The sequence below is a fragment of the Campylobacter sp. BCW_6461 genome, assembly GCF_001762735.1.
GTDB lineage: Bacteria > Campylobacterota > Campylobacteria > Campylobacterales > Campylobacteraceae > Campylobacter_D > Campylobacter_D jejuni.
Map to the genome: position 1 here is coordinate 303,138 of NZ_MJXJ01000023.1, position 22,402 is coordinate 325,539.

Here is a 22,402-nt window from a genome sequence, read left to right on the forward strand (position 1 = left end):
TTTAAAAAAGAAGACCTAAAAATTAGGTAAAAATAAAAAAAGAAGACTTGCCTTGGCAAATCTTCTTCTAACTTTAAAGCTTAAAATTACTTAAGTTCTACTTTAGCACCAGCTTCTTCAAGTTGTTTTTTAGCTTCCTCAGCTTCAGCTTTAGCCACACCCTCTTTTAGAGTTGAAGGAGTTTGCTCAACTGCATCTTTTGCTTCTTTAAGACCAAGGCCTGTAAGAGCACGAACGATTTTAATAACTTCAATCTTTTTAGCACCGCCATCAGTTAAAACGATATCAAATTCAGTTTTTTCTTCAGCAGCAGCTGCAGCACCACCAGCTGCAGCACCACCAGCTATCATTACAGGAGCAGCAGACACACCAAATTTTTCTTCAAACTCTTTTACAAGTTCTGATAACTCAAGAACACTTAAATTTGAAATATATTCTAATACATCTTCTTTAGAGATTGCCATTTTTTATCCTTTTATTTAATTTATTCAGATTCTTTTTTATTTTTAAGCGCATTTAAACCTATTGTGAAATTGGTAATTGGCGCATTCCAAACTTGCAAAAGCATAGCAAGCAACTCATTGCGTGAAGGCATTTTAGCAAGAGCTTTAACCTTAGCAACATCTGCAACTTCGCCTTCAATATGAGCTGTTTTGATTTCAAATTTATCGTTATTTTCTTCAAATTTAGCAGCTACTTTTGAAACACCTAGCTGATCTTCACCCCAAAGATAAATATTTGTATCTTTAAGAACTAGACCTGTTTTACCGGAATTGTTAAGAGCAATGTTAGCCAAAGTATTTTTAACAATTTGAACTTTTACATTGTTTTCTCTTGCATTATTTCTAAGCTCTTCTAGTTTTTTTGTGCTAAGACCTCTGTAATTACAAACTACAATAGCTTCACTAGCTTTAAAACCTTCTTCAAGTTTAGCAATAATCTCAACTTTTTCGCTTCTAGTCACATTTTCTCCTTTCCGATTGAGATTTCAAGTAGAGTGGAAATCCAATTAAGCTTACGCCTCGACTATCTTCAATCTAAAATAAACATCTCAAAAAATCAAAAATTTTTTCAAATGTTTATTTTAAAACAAAAGAGTTGCAAAAAAGCAACTCTTATTTCATATCAAGCAATTCTTGTGTTTCAAGCTTTACAGAAGGGCTCATTGTCAAAGATAAAGCCGCATTTTTAATATATCTACCTTTAGCTGCAGCAGGTTTATGTTTGTTAATTGCCTTTACAAAAGTGCTAACATTATCCCATAATTGTTCTTTGGAAAAACTTACTTTACCAAGACCTGCATGGATATTTCCTTGCTTATCAACACGGAAATTTACCTGACCACTTTTTGCATTATTAACTGCTTGAGCAACATCCATAGTCACTGTTCCAGTTTTAGGATTTGGCATTAAACCTTTTGGCCCTAAAATTCTACCAACTTTACCAACAAGTCCCATTAAATTTGGAGTAGCAATCAAAACATCAAAATTCATATTACCTTTTTGAATTTCTTCTACTAAATCATCGCTACCCACAATATCTGCACCAGCATTTTTTGCTTCATCAGCTTTTGCGTCTTTTGCAATTACAGCAACACGAACTTTTTTACCCGTTCCAGCAGGTAAAACGACAGATCCTCTTACCATTTGATCTGCATGTCTTGGATCAACATTAAGTTTTAAAGCAATTTCTACAGTCTCATCAAATTTAGCAGACTTTAAAGTCTTTATTGTATCAATTGCATCGCTTAAAGCATACTCTTTATTTGAATCAATTTTTTGTGATAATTCTTTTAATCTTTTTGCTATCTTAGCCATTTATTTTCTCCGCATTTTAAAGTGCTACCGCCTTTTACCTTGGCGGTGAAAGGATTAATCTACGATTTCAACACCCATAGAACGAGCTGAACCTGCAATAATTTTAGCAGCTTGATCTCTATCTTTAGTATTTAAATCTGCAATTTTCTTATCTACTATTTCTAAAACTTGAGCACGAGTTAACTTACCCACCTTATTTTTAAGTGGATTATCCGTACCTTTAGAAATTCCAGCTGCTTTTTTGATCAAATCCGTAGCTGGCGGTTGTTTTGTAATAAAAGTAAAACTTTTATCTGCATAAACAGTGATAACAACAGGGATATTAAAACCTGCCATATCTTTTGTTCTTTCATTAAAAGCCTTACAAAACTCCATAATATTAACACCTTGCTGACCCAAAGCAGGACCAACAGGTGGTGATGGGTTTGCTTTTGTGGCAGCAATTTGCAATTTAATTTCGCCTACGACTTTTTTAGCCATAACAAATCTCCTTATTTGATATAAATTAAATTATTTTCTCAACTTGAGAATATAAGATCTCCACTGGAGTTGAACGTCCAAAAATAGAAACATTTAATTTTAATAAACCACGAACCATATCATACTCTTCTACAATTGCAGTAAAGTTTGCAAATGGCCCTTCTGTGATTCTCACATTTTCCCCTTCTTCAAAAGAAATCTTTGGTTTAGGCGCTGCACGATTGTGAACTTTTTCCAAAATCAAATTAATATCTTTTTCTGTTAAAGGGGTTGGCTTTTTGGATTCTCCAATAAAACGACCAACCTTTGGAAGAGATTGAATGCGATGCCAAAGCTCTGTATTTAAATCAAGAAGTGCAAAAACATATCCTGAATACAAACTTCTTTCGCTAATCTTCTCCTTTCCATTCTTAAATTCAATAACATCTTCAGTTGGAACAACAATTTCTTTAAGTTGTTCTTCAATTCCGTTATCTTTTACTAAATTTTCAATGGCTCTTTTAACTGCCATTTCACTGCCAGCATAAGTTTGAATTGCATACCATTTATGAGTACTCATTTACTCTCCTTATACGATCGCAGAAACAATAGAGGACATAAGCCAATCCACTAACGCCAAAAACAAAGAAATCACCGCAACAACCACAAAAACTGTAATATAGGCATTTCTTACCTGTTCTTTTAAAGGAAAAATTACTTTCCTTAATTCGGCTTTTGATAATTTAAAATAAGTTATTAATTTTTCCATTTATTTAAACCTTAATTATGGCAGGGCAAGAGGGATTCGAACCCCCAACCATCGGATTTGGAATCCGGCGCTCTACCGTTGGAGCTATTGCCCTAAGGGCGCAAGCTTAACTTTTTAGCTTAACTTCTTTGTGAAGTGTATGTTTTTTTAATCTTGGGCAATATTTTTTTAATTCTAATTTTTCAGTAGTATTTTTACTATTTTTATAGGTGCTATAATTAATATCACCACATTCTTCACACTTTAAACCAACTTTAATTCTCATTTCAATTTTCCTTAAAAAATTAAAGCCAAGCTTTTAACTTGGCTTTATTAAATTATTTAATAATTTTAGAAACAACACCTGAACCAACAGTTTTACCACCTTCACGAATAGCAAAACGGGTTCCTTCTTCAAGTGCTACTGGAGCGATCAAGCTTACAGTAATTCTCACATTTTCACCTGGCATAACCATTTCAACACCATCAGCTAATTTAATCGAACCTGTAACATCAGTTGTTCTTACATAAAACTGTGGTCTATAGTTGTTAAAGAATGGAGTATGTCTACCACCTTCATCTTTATTTAAGATATAAACTTCAGCTTCGAAGTCAGTGTGTGGAGTAATTGATTTTGGTTTAGCAAGAACCATACCACGGATAACTTCTTCTTTTTTAGTACCACGAAGAAGAACACCTACGTTATCTCCTGCTTCGCCTTGATCCATTTCTTTTCTGAACATTTCAACACCTGTTACAGTTGTTGTTTGAGTATCTTTAATACCAACGATTTCGATAGTATCACCTACTTTTACAACACCTTTTTCAATTCTACCTGTAACAACAGTACCACGACCTGAAATTGAGAAAACGTCTTCAATTGGCATCAAGAAGTCTTTTTCAGTATCACGAGTTGGAGTTGGAATATAGCTATCAACTGCAGCCATAAGATCCATAATTTTTGCTGACCATTCACCATCTTGTCCAGCTTTAGCTTCTTCAAGAGCTTTTAAAGCAGAACCAGAAATAATAGGTGTATCATCGCCTGGGAAATCATAAGAGCTTAATAATTCTCTAATTTCCATTTCAACTAACTCTAAAAGTTCAGCATCATCAACCATATCTGCTTTATTCATAAAAACAACAATATATGGAACGCCTACTTGACGAGAAAGAAGAATGTGCTCTCTAGTTTGTGGCATAGGGCCATCTGCAGCAGAAACAACCAAGATCGCTCCATCCATTTGTGCAGCACCTGTAATCATGTTTTTAACATAATCTGCGTGACCTGGGCAGTCAACGTGTGCATAGTGACGATTGTCTGTTTCATATTCAATATGAGAAGTAGCAATAGTAATACCACGCTCTTTTTCTTCTGGAGCATTATCGATATTATCATAATCTTTAAGCTCTGCTAAACCTCTTCTAGAAAGAACAGCAGAAATAGCAGCTGTTAAAGTAGTTTTACCATGGTCAACATGACCAATAGTACCAATATTTACGTGTGGCTTATTACGTGAAAATTTTTCTTTAGCCATTTTTTTCCTCCGTATAAAAAATAAATTGAGCAAAGCAAGTCTTATATCTATATAATTTTTTCAATTCATGGAGCTCATAGCGGGAATTGAACCCGCGACCTCTCCCTTACCAAGGGAGTGCTCTACCTCTGAGCCATACGAGCGCTCAGAAAAATTATACACAATAACAGACAACAAAAACTCTTTGGGATATATACTGTAAGTTAAAGGTTTTAAAATACAGCTCCCAGTTCTTTTAAATTATTGGAGCGGGAAACGGGACTCGAACCCGCGACCCTCAGCTTGGAAGGCTGATGCTCTAGCCAACTGAGCTACTCCCGCAAAGCATGGTGGTGAGTCGTGGATTCGAACCACGGAAGGCGAAAGCCAGCAGATTTACAGTCTGCCCTCGTTGGCCACTTGAGTAACTCACCATAAAAATATTGCTTTTTCAATATTCTGGTCAAACACTGCTAAAAATAAATGGAGCTGGTTAAGGGACTTGAACCCCCGACCTGCTGCTTACAAGGCAGCTGCTCTACCAACTGAGCTAAACCAGCAAAAATAAAAGTAAGATTATAACTCAAAAAAAAAATTTTGTCAAGACTTTTTTAGTTTTTCTATAAAATTTTAGTCTTGTAAATTTTATTATCATAAACCAATATTATTTTTATCTATTTGTGATAATCAAATAAATTTAAAAATTTCTTTGCTCTTTCGCTTTTTGGATTTTTAAAAAAACTTTTAGGATCATTTTCTTCGATGATTTTTCCTTCATCCATAAAAATAATTTTATCTGCTACAGCTTTAGCAAAACCCATTTCATGAGTAACAATAAGCATAGTCATACCCTCTTTTGCAAGATTTAACATCACTTCTAAAACTTCTCTGACAATCTCAGGATCCAGCGCTGCTGTAACCTCATCAAAAAGCATTAACTCAGGATTCATGCATAAACTTCTTACTATAGCAATTCTTTGTTTTTGTCCTCCGCTAAGTTCTCTTGGATAAGCATGAATTTTATGCAAAAGCCCCACCTTTTCAAGCCAAATTTTAGCCTCTTGTAAAACCTCATCTTTCTTTCTTTTTTGCACTTTCATAGGCCCTAAAAGTATATTTTCTTCAACACTTAAATGCTCAAAAAGCTCATAAGATTGAAAAACCATACCAACTTTTTGACGCATTCTTGGCCATTCTTTGAAATCTTTATCTATTTTTTCATTGTCAATATAAATATTACCACTTGCAATCTCTTCAAGCCCATTAATACAACGCAAAAGCGTAGATTTTCCGCACCCACTAGGACCCAAAATCACCACAACTTCCTTATCCTTAACTTCTAAATTAATATCTTTTAAAGCATGATGCGAACCATAATACTTTTGTAAATTTTCTATTTTTAGTATACTCATTTTAGCTCCATTTTTTCTCTAATTTTCTTGAATATAAAGTGATAGGATAACAAAGTATAAAAAAGATAAAAAAAATCAAACCATAAATAATAAAAGGTGCAAAATCATTTCTATTATGAAATTCTATAATTTGTTGCCCTACTTTTACAAGCTCTACCGCGCCGATTAAATAAGCAAAGGTTGTACTTTTGATCATGCGAGTAAGTAAATTCATGCTCATAGGAGTTAAACGACGCATAGCTTGTGGAATAATAACATAAGCAAAACTTTGCACCGTATTTAAACCTAAAGATGATGCACTTTCATACTGATGTTTTGGAATACTCTGCAAGGAAACACGCACCAAATCCATCATCTCAAAACAACCCCAAATGCTAAAAACAATAATAGCTGCACTTACAGAACTCAAATCCCACCCAAACCATCTAGGAAAACCAAAATACACCACAAAAAGCCATACTAAAAGTGGCATAACACGCACAAATTCTAAACCCAAACGACAAAAAGCATAGATATAGGTATTTTTAAAACTCATTAAAATTCCTAAAAATAACCCACCTATCGAAGTAATAATAATGCTGATAAATGAAATTTCAAGAGTGACAAAAAGCCCTTGCCAGAGTCTTAAAAGCGTATCGGTATTTAAAAGTTCAAGCATAAAGCAACCTTTTTTCAAACTTTAGCAAAATAAAAGACAAAGGCAAAATAATGCACAAATATCCCATAAACAACAAAAACAATAGCTCATCTGTCTTATAAGTTAAGGAATTTAAACTCTTCATTAAATTTACCAAATCTGGCAAGGCAATAATGCTAACAACTGAAGTTTCTTTGATTAAAAATATAATATTAGCACTAATACTTGGCATAGAAATAGCCAAAGCTTGCGGCAAAATCACATAACGCAAATTTCCAAATTTTGAAAAACCCAAAGAAAGTCCTGCTTCAAACTGCTGTTTTCTTATGGCTTCAAATCCCGCCCTTAAACTCTCAGCCATATAAGAACCCCCTAAAAAACTAAGTCCTACTATAGCACAAGCAAAAGAAGGTCTTAAAGTTTCTTCTACGCTTAAACAAATTAAATTGAGCGGTGGAATTTGCTCTAAATGTATATTAAATTTAGGCAAAGCATAATATAAGAAAAAAAGTTGAATTAATAAAGGCGTATTTCTTGAAAACTCTATATAAAGCTTGCAAATATTTTCTAAAATTTTTATTTTAAAATAACTCATTAAAATGCAAAACAAGCCTATTATTAAAGAAAAAATAATTCCAAAAAAGCTTAGTTTTATCGTAAGCCAAGCAGCTGTTAAAAAAGCGGGAGCTTGAGCTAATATAAAATCAAAATCCATTCTCTACCTTAAATTTTACCAAAGTTCTTTTATAATCACACCTTTATTTAAAATTTCAATTTTACCTTTTTTTGTATCAATAAGTTCTGAAATTTTAAGCTCTTTTAACACTCGAGATAAAGATTGCGCTCTAACATTTAAATCAATTGCAATTTGTTTTTGTGAAATTGTATCTAATTTTTTTTCATTTTCCAAAAGATACTTTAACAATCTCGTTCTTAAATCTAATGCATTTTGAGATAATTTCTTTTCTAAAATTTTGATTTTATCAAAAAGTGAGCTGATAAGTAAAAAATTGAATTCTTTATTTTCACTGCATAAATTTTGAAAATTAATAAAATCAATTTCCAAAATTTCTCCATCTTCTTCAAAGATGGCATTAGCAGGATAATTTAATTTTTTAAAAGCAGGCATTTCTGCTATAAAATTTGGAGGATTAAAATAATGCAAAGTAATTTCTTTATCACTTGATGTACTTTTATAAATGCGTATTTTTCCCTTGAGTAAAATAAAAAATTTTTTAGCCTCTTCGCCTTCATAAAATAAAATACTATTTTTTTGAAATTTTTTTAATTTTCCTACACTAGATAAAAGTTCTAAATAATCTTTCATTATATAATATTTTCCATTCTTAACTTATGTTAAATTTAATTTATCTTATTTTTGCTATATTAACGCCATAAAATTAACATTCAAGAAAGGCTTATATGAAATTTGAAACAATTAATCAAGAAAGCATAGCAAAACTCATGGAAATATTTTATGAAAAAGTTAGAAAAGATAAGGATTTAGGTCCTATTTTTAACAATGCTATTGGAACAAGTGATGAAGAGTGGAAAGAACATAAAGCAAAAATAGGAAATTTTTGGGCAGGCATGCTTTTAGGCGAAGGTGATTATAATGGGCAACCCTTAAAAAAGCATCTAGATCTACCTCCTTTTCCTCAAGAATTTTTTGAAGTTTGGCTAGGACTTTTTGAAGAAAGTTTAAATATAGTTTATAATGAAGAAATGAAAACAGTTATTTTACAGCGTGCACAAATGATAGCTTCACATTTTCAAAATATGCTTTATAAGTATGGTGGACATTAATTTGGCATTTTTTTTGCCAAATCTTTTTTTACCTTTTCTAAAATCTCCTCATCCTTAGAAAAATCAAAAAATTTAAACTCATTTCCATGTTGCATAAAACCATCGAGCAAATCTCCACTCAAACGGTTTTTAAGATCAAGCTCTGCTATTTTAAACCCATCTAAAGTGCTAGCAAATTCTTTTAAACGACTTGGAATTTCTTTAAGTTTAGTATAAAGATAACAAGTGCTTTTAAGCCCTACACGACCTACACGACCACGAAGTTGATGCAAGGTAGCAAGTCCTAAACGTTCCGCTCCTACAATCACTATCATACTCAATCTTGGCAAAGAAATGCCCACTTCCACCACTGTAGTGCTTAGTAAAATATTTCCCTCATCTCTAAAACGCTCTAAAATTTCATCTTTTTGTTTATCTTTCCCATGAGTTACAAAAACTTTTTCATAGTGACTCTGCCAATATTCTTTAGCCTGCTCTAAAGAAAGATAAGGAATATTATCACTAGCACTCACTAAGGGATAAATAATGATAATTTGATGATTTTTAGCGATTTCTTCTTTAATCTTCTCGCTAAGCTTAGAAAAGTCTTCATTTTGTATACAATAAGTTGTGATATCTTTTTTAAAAGGCATTTGTTTAATGAAACTAAAATTTAAAAGTTCAGATTGTATCATGCTTAAGGTTCTTGGAATAGGCGTAGCCGAAAACTGTATAAAATGAGGGGCAAATTCTTGTTTACTTAAAGAATAAATTTTCTCACGCTGAGCCGAGCCGAAACGATGTTGTTCATCTATCATTACAAGTACGGCATTATGGCTTTCTAAATGAATTAAAGCATGAGTACCTATAATAAGATTTGCTTTTTGAATATTTTGTTCTAAATCTTTTTCTTTTTTACCCCCTTTAATAAACAAAATATTCATAAAATCAGGCAAAAATTTCTTAGCCTCTTCATAAAGCTGATGCGCTAAAATACTAGTAGGTGCCATCAAAATAGCTTGTTTAGGATAAACCATCAAAGCCGCACCAAGCAAAACCAAGGTTTTACCACACCCTACATCACCCATAATTACACGCCTTCTAGCTTCTTTTGAATGCAAATCTTTTTCTATATCTTTTAAGGCATTAAGCTGATCTTTAGTAAGAGAAAAAGGCAAATCTTTAAGCCAATTAGCTATGTTAAAAACATTGATTTGATGAGCTTTAAAATGTGTTTTTTTAGCTTTTAAACGCTTTAAAAAATTATATATTTCTATATATTTTAAATCTTTGCTAAAATTTTGCAAATTTTCAAACATAAAAAAACTTTTTTCATCATAAGCATGCAAATTTAAAAGAAAATGTATATATTTATCCCCTATGCCACTTTCTTGTAAATTTTCATAATTAAGATATTTATGTATAAAAGCAGCAATTTTTGCATCTTTTAAACCTAAAATTTGATACTTTGGACTAAAACCCTCAAAAGAAGTTAAAATTTTAGGATTGTTAAATTGCCAAGTGTGATTAAAACGCGAGAGTTTAGCATTAAAAATAAGCCCTTTTCCTACCTTACAAATCCCAAAATGCCAAGCTCTAGGATGAAAAAACACAAAAGAAATATTTTCTTGCCATTCTTCACAAAAACCTAAACCAAAAAGTTGATTTTTTCTTGAACTAACGCTTTTTATAGTGATTTTTTGGGTGCAAATTTCATTTTCTTTAGGATTTTTACTTGGATTTAAATTTTCAATTTTTTTAGGTAAAAGAAGCGCTAAATCAATAGCACTTTTAATTTTTAATTTTTTAAAAAATTCAAAATCACTTTCTTTAATTTTCATTTTGTATGCTTGCAAAACTTATATTTAAAAGCTCTTGATGTTTGTTAATATAAGCATTGATGGTTTCAAGTTTAACCTTTTCCATAAGTTTTAACTCTTCTTTATAATATCCCAAATTTAAACCTTGATAAAATTCATTAAAGGCCATAGATAAACGCTTGCTTAAGCCTTCATAACGCAAAGGAGTTGATCCTATGAGAAAATTTTTAGCTTGATCAAGTTCATTTTGAGTCATGCCATTTTTTATAAAATCTTCAAAAAGCTCTTTTACGATTTTTTTAGCTTCTTTAGCGCTTTCATTTTTAGTTTGTAAATATCCAAAAACTCTAGAAAAAGACATATTCATATCAAGCATAGCATAAGCTGAGTATGCAAGACCTCTTTTAACACGAATTTCTTCCATAATCCTTGAACCAAACCCCCCTTGCCCTAGAACAAATAAAGCAATTTTTGCAAGATATAAATCCTTATCTTTAAAATCAGCAAAAAAAGGCGTAGCAAAATAAATATAAGCTTGTTCGCTTTCTGGGCGTATCAAAATTTCATCTTTAATGTTTTTGCTTAATTCATATTTTTTTGGAGTATTTTTTTTGCCTATTTGAAGTTTTGATAAGAGTTTTAAAAGATCTTCCTTGGCTTGTTTTTCTTCTAAATCTCCTCCTAAAATCACAACCAAATCACTAAGATGGATAAAATTTTTATAAAAATTTTGTAAATCTTTTAAAGATAAGATTTCTATACTTTTTTCATCTCCATCGTTTGAGCTTTGAAATTCTTTGCATTTAAAAATTTGAGCATTAAGTAAATTTTTTGCTAAATAATCAAAATCACTATTTTTACTCGCGAGCTCACCTAAGGCATTGATTTTTAATTTTTGCAAAATTTTTTCTTCTATTCTTGGTTTTAAAAGCAATTTTTCCAAGCTCTTTAAAGCAAAATCAAAATTTTCTTTTAAACAAGAAAGATTGATTTCCAAACTTTCAAAACCACTACTTGCCTCTAAATTTATCGCTCTAAATTCTAAATCCTTAAAAAATTTATCATCCACGCCTTCATTTAAAATACGTGAAAACATCTTAGCTAAGCCTGCTATTTCATCATAACTTCTAGCACAATTTCTAAAAACAAGCTTTAAAACAACAATAGGAAAATCAGAATTTTTTTCAAAAATAAAAGGGATTTTAATACCCCTACTCTCTAAATACTGCATTAAAACCTTTCTAAAATTTCATAAGCGGTATTGCGTTTAGCTGGATTTTCGCCTAAACTTCTAATCAGCCTTATCATCTCATCTTGATTCATTCTATAACTTGCTCCTGCAGCACTTACTACATTTTCTTCCATCATGGTTGAACCTAAATCATTGGCCCCAAATTTTAAAGCAAGTTGACCTATAAGCGAGCCTTGAGTTACCCAAGAACTTTGTAAATTTTTAAAATTATCTAAATAAAGTCTTGCTAAAGCTAAAAGTCTTAAATACTTGTTAGAACTTTGTTTCATAATCTCTGGATGTTTTTGGATTAAAGCAGTATTATCACTTTGAAAGCTCCATAAAATAAAAGCTCTAAATCCCCCTGTTTCATCTTGCAATTTTCTCAAATGCTCAAAATGATCGATGATTTCTTCATCATTTTCAACCGTTCCAAACATCATAGTAGCTGTACTTTTCATGCCGATTTTATGAGCTTGGCGATGTACTTCTAACCAAGTAGCTGTATCACATTTATTGGGTGCGATAATATCACGCACCCTATCGCTTAGCACCTCAGCACCTGCTCCTGGTATAGAAAATAAACCTTTAGCTTGTAGTCTTTGAAGTACTTCAGTAATTGAAATTTTAGATGCCTTTGCGATATAAGCGATCTCAACCGCTGAAAAACCATGTACAGTGATATTTGGATAATGTTCTTTTATCCAAGAAACTAATTCTTCATACCATTCTATTTTTAACTTTGGGTGCACCCCGCCTTGAAAAAGAATTTGCGTACCCCCAATAGCTTCAAGCTCCTCTATCTTCTTGCCTATCTCCTCAAAGCTTGAAATATAAGCATCATCTTCTTTATGATGGCGATAAAAAGCACAAAAAGAACAATCAATACAACAAACATTGGTATAATTAATATTTCTATCTACAACAAAAGTGGTGATTTTTTCAGGATGAAGTTCTAATTTTCTTTTATAAGCCATTTCTCCAAGTTCAGTTAAACTCGCATGATGTAATAAATCTAAAGCTTCTTTTTTATCCAGTCTTTTCAAAATTTTTCCTTGTTTTTTTACATAATTAAAATAATTATAGCATTTAAAATATAAATTATGCTATAGTTTCGCTTATGAATTACATTGAACTATTAAAAAATAATAAAAATATCAGAATATTGGCTTCGGTTCAGTTTATAGTATATTTTGGAGCATGGTTTTCTCAAACGGGAGTTTTTACCCTTTTAGTCGAGCTTAATGCTCCTACTTGGGCAACAGCTACAAGTGCTATGCTTGCTTTTTTACCTGGAGTTTTGCTTGCTCCTATTAATGGGGTTATAGTAGAGAAAAATAAACCTAAAAAACTTTTACTCAGTATGATTAGCATAGAATTAATTTCTATTTTTTGTCTTATTTTTGTCACAAGTCTTAGTATGCTTTGGCTTTTGTTTATTTTAATTTTCATAAGACTTTGTGTTGCTTCGATTTATTTTCAAGCTGAAATGAGTTTATTGGCCAAAATTTTAACCCCTCAAGAACTTAAACTCGCTAATGAAATGCACAGTGTCATTTGGGCGATTTCTTATACAGCAGGTATGGCAAGTGCGGGAATTTTTATTTATTTTCTAGGAGTTAAAACCGCTTTTTTATTTGACTGTATGCTTATACTCATAGGCATTTCTTTTTTAGTAAGATTAAGCATTCCTGATTTTCATCACAAAACACAAAGTCGCTTTTTTACTATGATAAAAGAAGGATTTTTCTATGTTTTAAATAATAAAATAATTTTTCATCTTATCTTGCTTCACGCTTTTATAGGTTTAACTGCTTATGAAACCTTGGTTACGCTTTTAGCACAACATCAATACAAAGAAGTTTTATCTGCTGCTTTAGTAATAGGGTTTTTAAATGCGGTACGTGCTTGTTCTTTAGCTATAGGGCCTATGGTTTTAAGCAAATTTATTAATAATAAAAATTTATTTTATATGTATCTTGGTCAAGGCTTGGGTATTATACTTTGGGCTTTAACTCAATTTAATTTTTATATTTCTTTTTTAGGTTTAATTGGTGCAGGTTTTTTTACCTCAGCGCTTTGGGCTTATACCTACACCATGATACAAAAAAATGCTGACAAAGAATATCATGGTAGAGTGATCGCTTATACAGATATGATTTATCTTAGTTTTAGCGCTATTATTTCAATGCTTATGGGCTTTTTATTTGAAATAGGCTTGAGTTTAAAACTGATTACAGGTTTATTGGGTATGATTTTTATCTTTGCGGCATTTTATTGGAAGTGGTTTTATAAAAAATATTTGTGAAAATTCACAAATATTTTAAATTTTAAACAAATCTTGAAGATTTTTCATTGCTTCTTCATTGCTGATGGCATTATTTAGCTGCGATGAGCTTAATTCATTGAGCTCTATTTCATAACCACTTAACATAGAAGCAAGGCGAATATTAATACCATTTTTTCCTATAGCTTTGCTTTTTTGTTCGCTATTTAAACTTACAATAGCTTTTTTATCTTCAATTTTTACAGAATTTACAATAGCAGGAGCCAAGGCACGAGAAATTAAAATTTCACTCTCATTTGTAAATTCTATACAATCAATATTTTCATTATGAAGCTCTTTGCTTACCGCATTAATTCTTACACCTTTAACACCTACTGTAGCTCCTACAGGATCGATATTTGCTCCATTGGCCTGAAGAATGATTTTTGCTCTTTCACCTGGAATTCTAGCACATCCTATAATATTGACATAACCATCTTTGATTTCTGGAACCTCAGCTTCAAGTAAACATTCTAAAAATTTAGGACTTGTACGACTAAGCTCGATTTTAATACCTTTATCTGTATAAACACGGCGTATCACAGCTTTTACCACATCACCTATTTTAAATTTTTCCCCTTTAATGCGATTTTTTCTCGGTAAAAAAGCTCTTAATTCATCTATTTCAATAAAAGTATTTTCTTCATTATCCACTCTAACAACTGTACCAAAAACCATTTGCCCTACTTTGTTTTTATATTTTTCAAAAATAGTTTGTTCTAATAATTTTTGTATATGATATTCAAGTTCTTTATGCAAGGTATTTACCGCAGTTCTTCCTAAATTTTCCAAAGAACATTCATAGGTTAATTCATCTCCTATTTCAACATCTGGAGCTTCTGATTTTGCCTTACTTAACGCGATAAAACTCTCACTTTTATTTTGCAATCTCTCGTCATTATCTGCTACTATGGTAATTTTTTGATAAAGATTTAAATTTTTAGGATCCACAAAAAACTCATATTCTTGTCCATAAATTCTTTTTGCAGTATTGATTAAAGCGGTAGCTACCTTTTCTCTTACATTCTCTAAGTTTAAATTTTTTTCATTAGCAATAGATTCGATAATATCTGCTATCTTTTCCATATCTTATAAAACCTTTTTTTGTGGGAAATTTAAAAATGTAGATAAAAATTATATCCTTAATAAGTTTAATTAAAAGTAAAATTTGCTAAAATTATAGATTAAAATGAAAATTCTTAAGGATTTAGCTATGGAATTAAAATTGGCAAGAACTTTGATTAATGAAAAACCTAAAAATATTAGCCTAGAAAAAATCGAAGAGGCTATAGAAAAAGAAGGACAAAAGTTTTTTTATTTTGATAAAGATAATACACACAAACAACTCATTGCCCTTGTAAATCATTTTGAAAAAAAAGGAGTAAGCATTTATCATAGAACCGTAAAATACGGACTTGATGATAATGATTTTATGTATGAGGTACATATTCTTTGAGTGCTAAAAAACTTTTTATCCAAACTTTAGGTTGTGCGATGAATGTTAGAGATTCTGAGCATATGATCGCAGAATTAACACAAAAAGAAAATTACGCACTAACAGAAGATATCAAAGAAGCAGATCTTATTCTTATCAATACCTGTTCAGTGCGTGAAAAACCTGTGCATAAACTTTTCTCAGAAGTAGGTGGTTTTGAAAAAGTTAAAAAAGAAGGTGCTAAAATAGGAGTTTGTGGATGTACTGCATCGCATTTGGGAAATGAAATTTTCAAACGTGCTCCTTATGTGGATTTTGTTCTAGGAGCAAGAAATATTTCCAAAATCACTCAAGCTATAAAAACTCCAAAATTTATGGGCGTGGACATAGACTATGATGAAAGTGAATTTGCTTTTGCAGATTTTAGAAATAGTATTTATAAATCCTATATTAATATCTCCATAGGTTGTGATAAACACTGCACTTATTGTATAGTGCCACATACTAGAGGAGATGAAATTTCCATACCTTTTAACATTATCTACAAAGAAGCTCAAAAAGCTGTTGAAAAAGGTGCTAAAGAGATTTTTTTGCTAGGACAAAATGTCAATAACTACGGCAAAAGATTTAGAAACGAGCATAAAAAAATGGACTTTTCAGATCTTTTAGAAGAACTTAGCACCATAGAAGATTTAGAACGCATTCGCTTTACAAGTCCACATCCTTTGCATATGGATGATAAATTTTTAGAAGTTTTTGCCAATAATCCAAAAGTTTGCAAATCCATGCACATGCCTTTACAAAGCGGCTCAAGTGAAATTTTAAAAGCTATGAAGCGTGGCTATACTAAAGAATGGTATTTAAATAGAGCTTTAAAACTTAGAGAACTTTGTCCAAATGTTAGCATTTCTACAGACATTATTGTAGCTTTTCCAGGGGAAAGTGAAAAAGATTTTGAAGAAACTATGGATGTTTTGGAAAAAGTGCGTTTTGAACAAATTTTTTCTTTTAAATACTCCAAACGCCCTTTAACAAAAGCCGCAACCATGCCTAATCAAATCGATGAAGAAACAGCTTCAAGAAGACTTAGCACCTTACAAAATCGTCATAGTGAAATTTTAGATGAAATTGTAAAAAAACAAGAAAATAAAACTTTTAAAGTTTTATTTGAAGAATTAAGAGCAGGCAATAGCATTGCTGGAAGAACAGATAATAATTTTTTAGTTCAAGTTGAAGGTAGCGAAGAACTTTTAGGGCAATTTAAAGAAGTAAAAATAACTAATGCAAAGCGTATGGTTTTATATGGGGAAATCGTTTAAAATCCATTGCTTAACATATATAATTTTCATCTTGCAATGGCTTATTTTTTTAAGCTGTAAAAAGCACTATAAAGGTGAAAAAGTTGACCGTAAAGCTGGTGTGATACTTTTTTGGCATGGAAAATTAGCACTCATGCCTTTTGCGTTTAGACATTATAGACAAAAAAATAAAAAAGCCTATGTCATGATCTCCCACCATAAAGATGGAGAACAAATTGCAAAAATCATCAAGCTTTTCGGTCTTGATACTGTAAGAGGAAGTACTTCAAGGGGTGCTAGCAGTGCACTTAGAGCTGCATTTAAAGTTTTAGAACAAAATGACGATATAGTTATCACGCCCGATGGTCCACGAGGGCCTTATCATAGTATTTCAGATGGTTCTATCATTTTGGCTCAAAAAAAAGAACTAAAGATAAGAATTTTAAACTATGAAGCAAATCGTTTTTGGAAATTTAAAAGTTGGGATAAGATGATCTTGCCAAAACCTTTTAGTAAGATTACTTATAGTCTAAGTGAACCTTTGGATATTTTATCTTTAGATAAAGAAAAAGCTAAAGAATTTCTAATGAAACAATTTGATAAAATTAGCTTAGCTGATCAATTTAAGGAATGAAATGTTATTTTTACTTAAAAAAATATTTCCACAACTTTTTATTAGTATTATTTTAGAAGATAAAAAAAATATTGTAAAAGCTTCTATTTATAGAGGAAATAAACTAATCAGTAGCAATGAAAAAACTTTTGATAAAAGCGAAAATTTACTAGAATACATAAAAAATTTAAGCAGGCATTTCTTATTTTACCACACTGCTTTATTTTTAGATGCCAAAGAACAAGGATTAATACCTAGTACAAATATTCAAGATTGTGAGCATTTTAATATAGGAAAAATCAGCTTACAGCATATTTTGTTTAATAATGCCCTTGTTTATACGGCTACCGAACATGTGGAATATTATAGCGAGCTTTTTGAAGAATATAGAGGTTTAGATTTTTTATATTCCCCTTTTGCTCTTCTTTACTACAATATACAAAAAGAAAAACAGCCTGATGATCAAATTTTACTTTATGGATTTAAGCAAGGACATCTTTTGGCAATTATTGTTGCTAAAGGCAATACTATTTTATACGGTGATTTTAAAATATTTGAGCAAGAATTAGGTTTAGAGCTTGAACTTCCATCAGAAGATAATCAAGAAATTGAAAACAACAACAATGATACTGAAGTTACCCTAGATAACTTCAATGAAGCCTTAAATAATAAATTTGATCTACTTGATCAAGAAAATAATCTTGAAACTTTGAATAATAATGATAATTTTAATCTTGATGAATTAAATCAATTTAGCAATGATATGGAACTATGCCGTTATATTATTACGAGCATTGAAAAATTTTATAATGATGATAAATATGCTGGGGTATTTATCAATGGTATTTTATTATATAGTGAATCAGATATTAACATAAGTGCTATTGATTTTTTAGAAAGTGAAACTTTTTTAGAGATAAAAACGAAACAAATCAACACCTTAGATCTTATGATAGAATTGATGCAAAAGGAGCTTAAATGACTTATAGCTTCATACAGCCAAGAAAAAAACCTATTTTCACACTCTTTGATAAAATTTGGCTAGGACTTTTTGGTTTTAGTATATTATTTATCTTGCTAGTATATTTTACATATACAATAAAAATTGCATTAATCAATAGCTCTATCGATAATGAAAAACAACAAGTTATAGTGCTTCAAAATCAAACTAAGCAAAATGAAATGCTTTATGAAATTTTATTTGATCAAAGCCAAATAGCGAAAAATTTTAACACTCAAAATCAAATTGTTAAAGAAAGCTTAAGAAATCTATTTGATATTATTGTAAAAACTGATAATATTACTCTTGAAAGTGTTGAACAAGACGAATATTCCTTAAAACTTATCGGAGTCACTCCTACAAGAGAAATGTTTACTCTACTTTTAGAAACCCCTTTAAAAAGCATCTTTGATCAAAGCTATACAATCTATTATCGCTTAGATAATGGGTGGTATCGTTTTGTTAGTATTAGTAAACAAATTCCAGGAGTTGCAGATGAAAGATAAAAGTCTAGAAGAAATTGATTTATTAAAGCTTATCATTTGCGCGTTAAGTTTTATAAGCGTTTGCACAGCCTTGATCTTATTTTTACTTTTACCGACATTAAAAAATTATAAACAAGCAAATCTTAGAGAAAATTCACAACTTGCTATCTTAAAAGCCGCTAAATTAAAATTTGACTTTAGTGAAGATAAAATATCAACTCTAAGAAGCGAAAACAACAAAAGTTTAGAGCAATTTGAGCAAAATTTTAATATAGGAAATTTTGATATTTTTTTACAAAAATATTTTCAAAATGTAAAAATTCAAGAAACTAAGCCCGAAAAACAAGAAAAATATCTAAAAAACCGCTTAGCCATTAAAGCGACAATGAACAATCCTAGAAGGCTTTATGATTTTATTGATGCTCTAAAAAACTATAATAACTTAATCAAGCTTGATTATCCACTTAATCTTAAAGCAGGAGAGCAAGGTATCTCTATAGATCTTACTCTCAAAGTTTATTCAAGCTAAACTCACATCTTCGCCTTTTAAAATTTGATTCATAGTATTCATTGCACACATTTTTCCACACATGGAACATGAGTTTAAATCATCAGGGCGACGCTCATTAAACATTTTTTTAGCCTTTTCTCCATCAATAGCAAGTTTAAACATTTTCTCCCAATCTATCTCTTGTCTAGCCTTACTCATCTCATCATCTCTTGCTCTTTCTTTTGGAAGTTTAGCTATATCTCCCGCATGAGCTGCAATTTTAGTCGCAACTATACCCTCTCTAACATCTTCTAAATTTGGAAGTCTTAAGTGTTCAGCAGGTGTTACATAACACAGCATATCAGCACCGCTAGCTGCAGCCACAGCTCCTCCAATAGCACCACTAATATGATCATACCCTGCGCCAATATCTGTTACCAAAGGTCCTAAGACATAAAAAGGCGCTCCTTTGCATAAACGCTTTTCTAATTGCATATTTGCCTCTATTTCATTAATAGCCATATGCCCTGGACCTTCTATCATTACTTGAACCCCAACATCCCAAGCTCTTTGAGTAAGGAGTGACAATTCTATAAGCTCTGAAATTTGCGCCCCATCACTTGCATCGTGAGTAGAGCCAGGACGCAAAGCATCGCCCAAAGATAAAGTTACATCGTATTTTAAACAAATGTCAAGCAAATCATCATAATACTCAAAAAAAGGATTCTCAGCATCTTTCATCATCATCCAAGCATAAAGCACAGAGCCTCCTCTTGAAACTATATTTGTAAGTCTTTTACTTTGTTTAAAAATATGCGCTGCGCGAGAATTAATACCTGCATGAATTGTCATAAAATCAACCCCACTTTTAGCATGATGATATACAACATCTAAAAAGTCTTTAGCACCAATTTGTTTTAAATCTTTTTCTAAAAATCCTACCGCATCATATACAGGAACTGTTCCTATCATAGCTTTTGAAACATTAACAAGCTCGTCTCTAAAACGACTTGTTTTGCCATAATTGCTTAAGTCCATAATCGCTTCTATGTCAAATTTATGAGCAAGCTCTACTTTTTTCATTTCCTCGCTATAATCAACGCAATCATTTGAAACTCCTAAATTTACATTAACCTTAGTACGCAGTCCAAAACCTATACCATTTGGATCAAGACTTTTATGATTAATATTTGCAGGGATAATAATTTTACCGCAAGCAATATTTTCAAGCAAAAAATCTTTACTTAAATTTTCTTTTTGTGCAACAATCTGCATTTCTTTAGTAAAAATACCTTCTTTGGCATAATTCATTTGAGTTTTCATAAATTTATCCTTTAAAAAATTTGGATAAATGAAGGGTGAGTATAAATTTTTAAAGTATTGAAATTTATAAATCTTCCCGACGCTGGTATTATCCAGATCCGGTTCGGTCTAAGCTTTTAGCTTACTCTCAGCCTGTTACACAAGCTCCCGTCATTTATGTCTTAATTATACTCTTTAAATATTTATTTTTGCTTTATGCGTGGCAGTCTTTGTAAAATTTATAAGTTCTTCTGTAGTTTTTATATGATAGGGAAGTTTTCCAAGGCAATATTTAAAAATTTCAGCAGCTGCCAAAGCATCATCTAAAGCCCTATGATGCGTATTTTCCACGCCCAGAAATTCTTTCAAAACCTCTAGTTTATATTTTGGACTTTCTATACAACATTGTGCAAATTCTATAGTACAAATACGACGATTAAGTAAAATGCCAAAACCACACTCATTTAAAGCCTTAGAAATAAAACTATAATCAAAACGCACATTATGTGCTACAAAAATACTGTCTTTTAAAAAAAGCCTAAAATCACTTAAAACCTTTGTTAAACTTGGAGCATTTTCCACCATCTCATAAGTAATACCCGTAAGTTCGGTTATATTTTCTGGAATTTCTTTTACTTTAACAAAACTTTGAAAGCGTCCAATTTCTTTAGAATTTTGAATTTTTACTGCTCCAATTTCTAAAATTTCCCCCTTGCTTACACCGCCAGTACTTTCTATATCTACTATACAAAAAATTTCATCTTTAATTTTTGTTGTGCGTGTTTTAAGGATAAAAATATTATCTTTATTCAAAGTTAAGCCCAAACCCAAAAGCTCAAAAGTTTCCAAATCTAAATCAAAATTTTTTAATTCTTCAACTTTGGCAAACTCTTGCATCACCCAATCATAAGGCTTGCTTTGCTTGTTTAATATAGAAATAATCTGATCAATTTGCTGTAAACTCAAAATTCAAGCTTTAAAGATGAAATTGCAGTTTTATAATCATTAGAAGAAAAAATATAACTTCCAGCCACCAAAATATCAGCTCCGGATTCCTCTAAATCGCTAGCATTTAAACCATTAACACCACCATCAACCTCTATAAAAACTTTAGCATTTTTTTTATCAATCATTTGGCGTAATTCTTTGATTTTTTCATGTACCAAAGGTAAAAATTTTTGTCCACCAAATCCAGGATTAACACTCATTAAAAGCACCATATCTACAAATTCTAGCATGTGTTTAATAGAATCAATAGGAGTGTGTGGATTTAAAACAATAGCAGGATGGATTCCTTGACTTCTTATATATTCACAAAGCCTTATAGGATGAACTTCGCTTTCCATATGAAAAGAAATGAATTTTGGTTTCAAAGGGATAAAAAGATCTATAAATTTACTTACATCTTTAACCATCAAATGCACATCTAATGGCAACTTACTAATAGTTGAAATTTTTTCGATCACGCAAGGTCCGAAAGTCAAATTTGGAACAAAGTGTCCATCCATTACATCAATATGCAAAAGATCTGCACCTGCAGCTTCAATAGCTTTAACTTCTTCTTCTAATTTCAAAAAATTTGCAGACAATAAACTTGGAGCTACATACATGATCAAAACCTTAAACTATATATAAATGTGATAAATAATATTTTATCGACTTATATATTAAAAAAACTATAAATTATGGAATATTTTAAGCTTAATTTTGATAAAATCTCCATTTAAAAATTTTCATAAGGACAAAAAAATGGCAAGAGTATGTCAAATCACAGGCAAGGGTCCAATGGTGGGTAATAATGTCAGCCATGCTAACAATAAAACAAAAAGACGCTTTTTACCTAATCTCAGAACAGTTCGTGTAACTTTAGAAGATGGCACCACGAGAAAAATGAGAATTGCAGCTTCTACTCTAAGAACTCTAAAAAAACAAAATTCTAAATAATTTTGAGGATTTATTCCTCAATTTTAAAATTTCCAATTTAAAAATAAACTTTAACAAATCACTTATATAACACACATTTAAAA

General features: G+C 31.1%; 27 protein-coding genes, 5 tRNA genes, 1 pseudogene and 1 riboswitch. Of the genes and pseudogenes, 9 read left to right on the plus strand and 24 right to left on the minus strand.

From position 1 onward, the window contains the following. Positions 1–86 precede the first annotated feature (86 nt). The 17 genes and pseudogenes from rplL to nssR form a co-directional block, all read right to left on the minus strand. Entirely contained in the window at positions 87–464 is a 378-nt protein-coding gene (gene rplL, locus AJ882_RS06630; RefSeq protein WP_002859903.1) for a 50S ribosomal protein L7/L12, read from the minus strand. A 20-nt stretch (positions 465–484) separates the two neighbouring features. Next, positions 485–964, minus strand: a complete 480-nt coding sequence (gene rplJ, locus AJ882_RS06635) for a 50S ribosomal protein L10 (RefSeq protein WP_002857585.1) — start codon at positions 962–964, stop codon at positions 485–487. A 151-nt stretch (positions 965–1,115) separates the two neighbouring features. Next, positions 1,116–1,817: a 50S ribosomal protein L1 gene (rplA, locus tag AJ882_RS06640; RefSeq protein ID WP_002854928.1), complete on the minus strand. Its 702-nt coding sequence runs from the start codon at positions 1,815–1,817 to the stop codon at positions 1,116–1,118. A 54-nt stretch (positions 1,818–1,871) separates the two neighbouring features. Next, on the minus strand, positions 1,872–2,297 hold the full coding sequence (rplK, locus tag AJ882_RS06645) for a 50S ribosomal protein L11 (protein WP_002779452.1): 426 nt from the start codon (positions 2,295–2,297) through the stop codon (positions 1,872–1,874). Positions 2,298–2,322: 25 nt separating this feature from the next. After that, entirely contained in the window at positions 2,323–2,856 is a 534-nt protein-coding gene (gene nusG, locus AJ882_RS06650) for a transcription termination/antitermination protein NusG (protein WP_002851098.1), read from the minus strand. 9 nt (positions 2,857–2,865) lie between these two features. After that, positions 2,866–3,045 (minus strand): preprotein translocase subunit SecE, encoded by a 180-nt coding sequence (gene secE / locus AJ882_RS06655; RefSeq protein WP_002854985.1) that lies wholly within the window; start codon positions 3,043–3,045, stop codon positions 2,866–2,868. Positions 3,046–3,063: 18 nt separating this feature from the next. Next, positions 3,064–3,139, minus strand: a tRNA-Trp gene (locus AJ882_RS06660). A 12-nt stretch (positions 3,140–3,151) separates the two neighbouring features. Beyond that, on the minus strand, positions 3,152–3,310 hold the full coding sequence (gene rpmG / locus AJ882_RS06665) for a 50S ribosomal protein L33 (RefSeq protein WP_002793551.1): 159 nt from the start codon (positions 3,308–3,310) through the stop codon (positions 3,152–3,154). Positions 3,311–3,362: 52 nt separating this feature from the next. Next, positions 3,363–4,562 carry an elongation factor Tu gene (tuf, locus tag AJ882_RS06670; RefSeq protein ID WP_002855271.1) on the minus strand — a complete coding sequence of 400 codons (1,200 nt, stop codon included), beginning with the start codon at positions 4,560–4,562 and terminating at the stop codon, positions 3,363–3,365. A gap of 68 nt (positions 4,563–4,630) precedes the next feature. Continuing rightward, positions 4,631–4,705 (minus strand) — tRNA-Thr (locus AJ882_RS06675). Between the two features lie 101 nt (positions 4,706–4,806). Next, positions 4,807–4,883, minus strand: a tRNA-Gly gene (locus AJ882_RS06680). Between the two features lie 6 nt (positions 4,884–4,889). Beyond that, a tRNA-Tyr gene (locus AJ882_RS06685) sits at positions 4,890–4,975 on the minus strand. A gap of 50 nt (positions 4,976–5,025) precedes the next feature. After that, positions 5,026–5,101: transfer RNA gene (locus AJ882_RS06690), tRNA-Thr, on the minus strand. A 91-nt stretch (positions 5,102–5,192) separates the two neighbouring features. Further along, positions 5,193–5,953, minus strand: a pseudogene (locus tag AJ882_RS06695) (amino acid ABC transporter ATP-binding protein). A gap of 1 nt (position 5,954) precedes the next feature. Beyond that, positions 5,955–6,611 (minus strand): amino acid ABC transporter permease, encoded by a 657-nt coding sequence (locus AJ882_RS06700; RefSeq protein WP_002864176.1) that lies wholly within the window; start codon positions 6,609–6,611, stop codon positions 5,955–5,957. Continuing rightward, positions 6,604–7,305 carry an amino acid ABC transporter permease gene (locus AJ882_RS06705; RefSeq protein WP_002859900.1) on the minus strand — a complete coding sequence of 234 codons (702 nt, stop codon included), beginning with the start codon at positions 7,303–7,305 and terminating at the stop codon, positions 6,604–6,606. The genes AJ882_RS06700 and AJ882_RS06705 overlap by 8 nt, the downstream gene beginning before the upstream one ends. A 15-nt stretch (positions 7,306–7,320) precedes the next feature. Continuing rightward, on the minus strand, positions 7,321–7,917 hold the full coding sequence (gene nssR, locus AJ882_RS06710) for a nitrosative stress-sensitive transcriptional regulator NssR (protein ID WP_002867608.1): 597 nt from the start codon (positions 7,915–7,917) through the stop codon (positions 7,321–7,323). Positions 7,918–8,012: 95 nt separating this feature from the next. On the opposite strand from nssR, the gene ctb reads away from it, so the two are divergent. Then, positions 8,013–8,396, plus strand: coding sequence for a truncated hemoglobin Ctb (gene ctb / locus AJ882_RS06715; RefSeq protein ID WP_002867609.1), 384 nt, complete (start codon positions 8,013–8,015; stop codon positions 8,394–8,396). Here ctb and recG read toward each other — a convergent pair. From recG to AJ882_RS06730, 3 genes are read right to left on the minus strand one after another with little or no spacing between them, the layout of a single operon-like run. Continuing rightward, complete coding sequence (recG, locus tag AJ882_RS06720; protein ID WP_002867610.1) at positions 8,393–10,216, minus strand: ATP-dependent DNA helicase RecG; 1,824 nt, start codon at positions 10,214–10,216, stop codon at positions 8,393–8,395. The two genes, ctb and recG, sit on opposite strands and share 4 nt — an antisense overlap. Beyond that, entirely contained in the window at positions 10,206–11,426 is a 1,221-nt protein-coding gene (locus tag AJ882_RS06725) for a M16 family metallopeptidase (RefSeq protein WP_011049682.1), read from the minus strand. Before AJ882_RS06725 ends, recG begins: the two co-directional genes overlap by 11 nt. Beyond that, positions 11,426–12,472 carry a dehypoxanthine futalosine cyclase gene (locus AJ882_RS06730; RefSeq protein ID WP_002867612.1) on the minus strand — a complete coding sequence of 349 codons (1,047 nt, stop codon included), beginning with the start codon at positions 12,470–12,472 and terminating at the stop codon, positions 11,426–11,428. The genes AJ882_RS06725 and AJ882_RS06730 overlap by 1 nt, the downstream gene beginning before the upstream one ends. A gap of 74 nt (positions 12,473–12,546) precedes the next feature. Here AJ882_RS06730 and AJ882_RS06735 point away from each other — a divergent pair, with 74 nt between their 5' ends. Further along, the gene (locus tag AJ882_RS06735; RefSeq protein ID WP_002859896.1) at positions 12,547–13,734 is read left to right on the plus strand and encodes an MFS transporter; all 1,188 of its coding nucleotides are present in this window, start codon (positions 12,547–12,549) and stop codon (positions 13,732–13,734) included. A gap of 15 nt (positions 13,735–13,749) precedes the next feature. On the opposite strand, the gene nusA is transcribed toward AJ882_RS06735, so the two are convergent. Continuing rightward, positions 13,750–14,838 carry a transcription termination factor NusA gene (nusA, locus tag AJ882_RS06740; RefSeq protein WP_002859895.1) on the minus strand — a complete coding sequence of 363 codons (1,089 nt, stop codon included), beginning with the start codon at positions 14,836–14,838 and terminating at the stop codon, positions 13,750–13,752. Between the two features lie 127 nt (positions 14,839–14,965). Here nusA and AJ882_RS06745 point away from each other — a divergent pair, with 127 nt between their 5' ends. Genes AJ882_RS06745 through AJ882_RS06770 form a run of 6 tightly spaced genes read left to right on the plus strand, consistent with a single transcriptional unit; the run spans position 14,966 to position 19,112 of the window. Next, positions 14,966–15,208, plus strand: coding sequence for an HP0268 family nuclease (locus AJ882_RS06745; RefSeq protein WP_002851103.1), 243 nt, complete (start codon positions 14,966–14,968; stop codon positions 15,206–15,208). Next, positions 15,205–16,506 carry a tRNA (N6-isopentenyl adenosine(37)-C2)-methylthiotransferase MiaB gene (gene miaB / locus AJ882_RS06750; RefSeq protein WP_002867613.1) on the plus strand — a complete coding sequence of 434 codons (1,302 nt, stop codon included), beginning with the start codon at positions 15,205–15,207 and terminating at the stop codon, positions 16,504–16,506. The genes AJ882_RS06745 and miaB overlap by 4 nt, the downstream gene beginning before the upstream one ends. Beyond that, positions 16,490–17,119, plus strand: a complete 630-nt coding sequence (locus tag AJ882_RS06755; protein WP_002867614.1) for a lysophospholipid acyltransferase family protein — start codon at positions 16,490–16,492, stop codon at positions 17,117–17,119. Before miaB ends, AJ882_RS06755 begins: the two co-directional genes overlap by 17 nt. Before the next feature lies 1 nt (position 17,120). Next, a complete protein-coding gene (locus AJ882_RS06760; RefSeq protein ID WP_002867615.1) occupies positions 17,121–18,080 on the plus strand; it encodes a hypothetical protein in 960 nt (319 codons plus the stop codon). Further along, entirely contained in the window at positions 18,077–18,604 is a 528-nt protein-coding gene (locus AJ882_RS06765; RefSeq protein ID WP_011049681.1) for a hypothetical protein, read from the plus strand. Before AJ882_RS06760 ends, AJ882_RS06765 begins: the two co-directional genes overlap by 4 nt. Then, a complete protein-coding gene (locus AJ882_RS06770) occupies positions 18,594–19,112 on the plus strand; it encodes a hypothetical protein (protein ID WP_002867617.1) in 519 nt (172 codons plus the stop codon). The genes AJ882_RS06765 and AJ882_RS06770 overlap by 11 nt, the downstream gene beginning before the upstream one ends. Here AJ882_RS06770 and thiC read toward each other — a convergent pair. The 3 genes from thiC to rpe all read right to left on the minus strand — a co-directional run bounded on the left by thiC (position 19,104) and on the right by rpe (position 21,985). Then, positions 19,104–20,396, minus strand: a complete 1,293-nt coding sequence (gene thiC, locus AJ882_RS06775) for a phosphomethylpyrimidine synthase ThiC (RefSeq protein ID WP_002867618.1) — start codon at positions 20,394–20,396, stop codon at positions 19,104–19,106. The two genes, AJ882_RS06770 and thiC, sit on opposite strands and share 9 nt — an antisense overlap. 56 nt (positions 20,397–20,452) lie before the next feature. Next, a riboswitch (TPP riboswitch) is annotated at positions 20,453–20,557 on the minus strand. Between the two features lie 13 nt (positions 20,558–20,570). Next, the gene (locus AJ882_RS06780) at positions 20,571–21,341 is read right to left on the minus strand and encodes a 3'-5' exonuclease (RefSeq protein WP_002867619.1); all 771 of its coding nucleotides are present in this window, start codon (positions 21,339–21,341) and stop codon (positions 20,571–20,573) included. Next, complete coding sequence (gene rpe / locus AJ882_RS06785; RefSeq protein ID WP_002859889.1) at positions 21,338–21,985, minus strand: ribulose-phosphate 3-epimerase; 648 nt, start codon at positions 21,983–21,985, stop codon at positions 21,338–21,340. Before rpe ends, AJ882_RS06780 begins: the two co-directional genes overlap by 4 nt. A gap of 139 nt (positions 21,986–22,124) precedes the next feature. Between rpe and rpmB the strand changes: the two genes are divergently transcribed. Next, positions 22,125–22,319, plus strand: a complete 195-nt coding sequence (rpmB, locus tag AJ882_RS06790; protein ID WP_002854974.1) for a 50S ribosomal protein L28 — start codon at positions 22,125–22,127, stop codon at positions 22,317–22,319. Positions 22,320–22,402 lie beyond the last annotated feature (83 nt).